A 5,570-nucleotide genomic window follows, 5' to 3' on the forward strand; every position below is an offset into this window, starting at 1 on the left:
CTGGTGTTCCTTCTGGAGTCACTGGAGTTACTGTTGGTGTGTATTTAGCTGTTACTGGGGTACCGTTCTTATCTACACGTTTAACAGTTACGCCTGTGCCTTTACCTGTGAATGTCTTCTCAGGTGTGAAGGTTACTGTACCGTCTGGATTTACTTTGTAAGTTCCTTCGCCTGGAATTGTCTTAGTTGTTGATCCATCTTCGAAGGTTGCTGGTACTTCATCATCCATTGGTACTTCTGGGTTGCCTGGTTTGAATTCAGGTTTACCGTTTTGTTCTTTACCTTGGATATCTGTTGTTTCAGCTGGTGTTCCTTCTGGAGTCACTGGAGTTACTGTTGGTGTGTATTTAGCTGTTACTGGGGTACCGTTCTTATCTACACGTTTAACAGTTACGCCTGTGCCTTTACCTGTGAATGTCTTCTCAGGTGTGAAGGTTACTGTACCGTCTGGATTTACTTTGTAAGTTCCTTCGCCTGGAATTGTCTTAGTTGTTGATCCATCTTCGAAGGTTGCTGGTACTTCATCATCCATTGGTACTTCATCATCACCTGGTGTAAACGTTGGTTTACCTGTTTGTGTTTTACCTTGGATATCTGTTGTTTCAGCTGGTTCTGCGGTTGGGGTTACTGGGGTTACTGTTGGTGTGTAAGTTGTTTCTACCTTAGTTCCGTTAGTATCCTTCGCTACAACCTTAGCTGGATCTGGTGTACCAACAAAGTCTTTGTTTGGTTGGAATGTGATAACTCCTGTTGTTGGATCAATTGTGTATGTTCCAACTTCTTTACCATCTTTAAGAGCTGGCATTGTTGTTACTTCATTACCGCTTGGGTCTACCAATTTAACAGTTGTTTTATCAATTGGTGCTACTTCATCACCTTGTTTGAACATTGACTCTGTTTCTTGAGTTTGTGGTTGGCCTTGTTTTCCAGTTGTTTCTTTTGGTTCTGCTGTTGGTACTACTGGAGTTACTGTTGGTGTGTAAGTTGTTTCTACCTTAGTTCCGTTAGTATCCTTCGCTACAACCTTAGCTGGATCTGGTGTGCCTGTGAAGTCTTTGTTTGGTTGGAATGTAATTACTCCTGTTGTTGGATCAATTGTGTATGTTCCAACTTCTTTACCATCTTTAAGAGCTGGCATTGTTGTTACTTCGTTACCACTTGGGTCTACCAATTTAACAGTTGTTTTATCAATTGGTGCTACTTCATCACCTTGTTTGAACATTGACTCTGTTTCTTGAGTTTGTGGTTGACCTTGTTTTCCAGTTGTTTCTTTTGGTTCTGCTGTTGGTACTACTGGGGTTACTGTTGGTGTGTAAGTTGTTTCTACCTTAGTTCCGTTAGTATCCTTCGCTACAACCTTAGCTGGATCTGGTGTGCCTGTGAAGTCTTTGTTTGGTTGGAATGTGATCACTCCTGTTGTTGGATCAATTGTGTATGTTCCAACTTCCTTGCCATCTTTAAGAGCTGGCATTGTTGTTACTTCGTTACCACTTGGGTCTACCAATTTAACAGTTGTCTTATCAATTGGTGCTACTTCATCACCTTGTTTGAACATTGACTCTGTTTCTTGAGTTTGTGGTTGACCTTGTTTTCCAGTTGTTTCTTTTGGTTCTGCTGTTGGTACTACTGGAGTTACTGTTGGTGTGTAAGTTGTTTCTACCTTAGTTCCGTTAGTATCCTTCGCTACAACCTTAGCTGGATCTGGTGTGCCTGTGAAGTCTTTGTTTGGTTGGAATGTGATCACTCCTGTTGTTGGATCAATTGTGTATGTTCCAACTTCCTTGCCATCTTTAAGAGCTGGCATTGTTGTTACTTCGTTACCACTTGGGTCTACCAATTTAACAGTTGTCTTATCAATTGGTGCTACTTCATCACCTTGTTTGAACATTGACTCTGTTTCTTGAGTTTGTGGTTGACCTTGTTTTCCAGTTGTTTCTTTTGGTTCTGCTGTTGGTACTACTGGAGTTACTGTTGGTGTGTAAGTTGCTGTAGCTGGTGTTCCATTCTTATCTTTAGCTTCAACAGTTGCTGGATCTGGTGTGCCTGTGAAGTCTTTATTTGGTTTAAAGGTTACAACACCTGTTAATGGATCGATTACGTATTTACCAACTTCTTTTCCATCTTTTGTTGCTGGAATTTCTTTGTCATCAACTGGTTGTCCATTTACTACGAATTTAGCTGGTTGCTGTTCGTTGATTGTAATTGGTGCTGTTTCATCACCTTGTGTAAAGACAGGTTTACCTGTTTGTTCTTGACCTTGTTTACCTTCAGATGTAACTGGTGCTCCTGTCGGTGTTACTGGTGTTACTTCTGGAGTATATTTTCCTTTTGAAGTAACTGGAACTTTGTTTCCTTCTGAGTCAGTTGCTGTTACTGATACTTGTACATTAACACCTTTAGCTTTTCCTGTAAATGTTGGAAGTGGTTCAAATGTTACTACACCTGTTGTTGGATCGATTGAGTATGTTCCTTCTCCATCAACTACCACTTTACCTTCAGCATTAGCTCCTTCTAGTGAGTATGCAGCTGTTGTCCAGTCTACATTTGTTCCATCAGGTGTATTAGTCGCAGTGTTTAGTTCTTCAAAGCGCTCTTTCCCTGAAATAGATGTTTGTGTTTGACCTTGTTTTCCAGTCGTTTCATCATCAGCTGGGTCAATTCCGTATACAGTTGGTGTATATGTATTTTCTACCGCTACTGTTACTGGATTTCCTGATTCATCGTTGAATGTTACATTCGCTGAAACTTTCATCGGTGTAGCTGTTCCTACAAATCCTTCTGCAGGAGTGAAGCTTACTTCACCTGTTGTTGGATCTACTGTGTAAGTCCCTTCTGCAGTTGTTACTGAAGAAGCTTTGTTTCCTGTTGCTGGATCTACTAGTTTGTAATCTGATACTGTAGTTCCTTCTTTTCCATCATTGAAATTATCTGCCATTGAGTCAGTTTGTTTTTGACCTTGAGCTCCTGATGATTTCTCTGGATCTGTTACTACGATGTAGTAAGTTGTTTCTGCTACTGCATCTTCTGTTACTTCTCCAGCATCTGTTCCCCCTACTGTTGGAGTTGTTACAACCCCATTTGAATCTACTGCGCTTACTGTTACTTTGTAACGTCCTTTTTGAGATAATACATAAGCGTTAGCTTTAGCTAAGTTTGCTTCTGCAGCTGTTTTAAGAGCTGCACGCGCAGTTTCTACCGCTCTTTCAGCTTCTAAAGCTGCAGTACGCGCTGACTCTACTTCAGTATTTTTTGTCGATAGATTTGCTTTAGCTGTTTCTAATTGTGTTTCTATAGATGCTTTCAACTCTTTAACACGCGCAAGTCTTTTCTCTGCTAAATCTTGAGATGTTGGAGAAATCGAACGCAATTTTAAGTTATCTAATGCTTTTTGAGCATCTTCTACCATTCTTGTTTGACGATCTAATAGTTCTTGAAGACGTGCTAATTCATTTTGTGTATCTTGATATTCTTTTACAGCAGTTGCAGCTGCTTGAGTTTTAGCTGCCGCAGTACGTTGAGCCGTGATATAGGCAGTTTCTTCAGCTTGAGCTCCATCAAAAGTAGTGACTGTTCCGTCTGGTGCAGTTGCTGTTACTTTTGTTTTAATAGTATCAGAATCTGTTGCTGATGATTTGTCATCGATTGTATCTGCGAATGCTACATTTGCTTTAGTTGATTTAATTAAGTCTACTGATGTACCTTTTGCTTCTGAATAACTTGTTGAAGTCCCTGTTGGTTTAGCATTTTGAATTGATGCTACATCTGTAGAAGATGCTTCACGGTATGCTACATACCCTTTAAATCCTGATGCTGTTTCTACTTCCCAACCAGCATTTGATTCTTTAGCTGTTACCGCTGTACCGTCAGAAGATGTCCATTGGTTTGTTACTGAGTCATAACTTACTGTAACTACCATTCCTTGTTCTGAAGATGTGTTATCTTTTTTAATTAAAGTCTCTGTACGTGTAACATTACCTACTGCTGTTACCTCACCATTTTTACGGATTTCAGCAATTTTATCTACTAATGTTGCCGCTGAAGATGTTCTATTCCATGTACGTTCAAATTCATAAACAACGAATTTAACATCACCATTTGCTTGAGCATCTGTATAAACACGACGTTCAATAAGAGTTGATGTACCATTACCATTGTCTGTTAATTCATAAGCTTTTTCTGTAGGTAATGAATATTTACCTGTTGCACTGTTAAACATTGCTTTGTATGTGTTTCCTGCTGCGTCAGTTACCATAGCAAATTCACGTTGAATATTCGCTTTAACCTTATCAGTTGTTGCTTTTGCTACAATATTATCCACACCTACATATTTAGTAGATTCTGGTGTTACAGTTAAGTTAACAGTTGAATCTCCTGTTGTAGATGCAGCTCCTAATACCGCACCTTCTTGTACAGCCGTGTTTGTAGTACCTGCAGCTACTGTCCAGTTTCCATTTTTAACTTCAAGTTTTGTAACTGTTCCATCTGGCATTGTAATTTCCGCTTTATTAGCACCTTTTGAAATTGTCATAGGTACATTTGTTGCATAAGCTTCAACATTCTTAACAGTAATTTTAGGTGCTACTGCGATTGTAATATTTTCATGGGCTTCTTGACCATACATATTCCAATCCTGATTTTTCGCGTTGGTTGTGTTATTATAGTCTTTCGCATAAACAGTTGCTGTATAAATTCCAGCTTCTGACGCTGTTCCAGTAATATCTCCAGTTTTTGGATCGTAATTTAATCCTGGTACAACATCATTTATCGAAGTTTTACTTCCCGTATAATTACCGTTTATGGCTGTATGGGCTGTGACAGTTTGTGGTCCGTTCTCGGTATTTATTTTAGATCCATCAACTGCAGTAAAGGTTGCTCCCTTCGTGGTTCCAGAAGCTGTTTTTGAACCGGCAACAACTTTTGCTCCACCATCTCTGTATACATAATCAGTTCTTTCATCACGACTCATTCCATCGTTATCAACATATTTAATATTATGATTAACTTGATCGCCTATTGTTACTAATTTTGATGACCCTTGAATACGTGGTGCAGAGCTATCTTGCCATCCAATCCATCCAGCTGTTAAGTCTCTGAAAGTAACTTGCTGAGTAGCTCCACCTTTCTCTACAGTTACAATATAGCGCATGTCATATACACCGTTTTGAAGAGTAGATGCTACATATCCTTCTACAGTATCTGTAGTTGCATTATAAGCTAATCCAGGAGGTAAGTTGCTCGCTTCAACTTTTGCAATTGTGTATCCTGCAGCAGTTGCCTCTGGTGATAAACTAAAACGTTTTTTTACATCTGTAAGATATACATAGTGGTCTCCTTGCTGATAAGTATATCCGTAGATTTCTGTAGCTAAGTATTCGTAAGGTCCACCTGCACCCCATACATTATTGTTGTTAGCTTTACCAGTAGCACGAAGTTTCCCTTTCCATAGTTCTGCTTCACGTCCCACTTTTTGAGCTTCTGTTTTTGATAAAGGGATGTCTGTACGCCCACTAACCCCTGCTTGTCCACTATTAGCCGCAGGTACATCAGTGTTCTCAGATTGATATCCATGA

At 39.6% G+C, this 5,570-nt stretch carries 1 protein-coding gene; it reads right to left on the reverse strand.

The genetic code is table 11. From position 1 onward, the window contains the following. On the reverse strand, positions 1–5,570 hold a 5,570-nt coding region (locus tag PAN06_RS12755), incomplete at both ends, for a YSIRK signal domain/LPXTG anchor domain surface protein (RefSeq protein WP_269796507.1).

The sequence above is a fragment of the Streptococcus sp. SM3 genome, assembly GCF_027497875.1.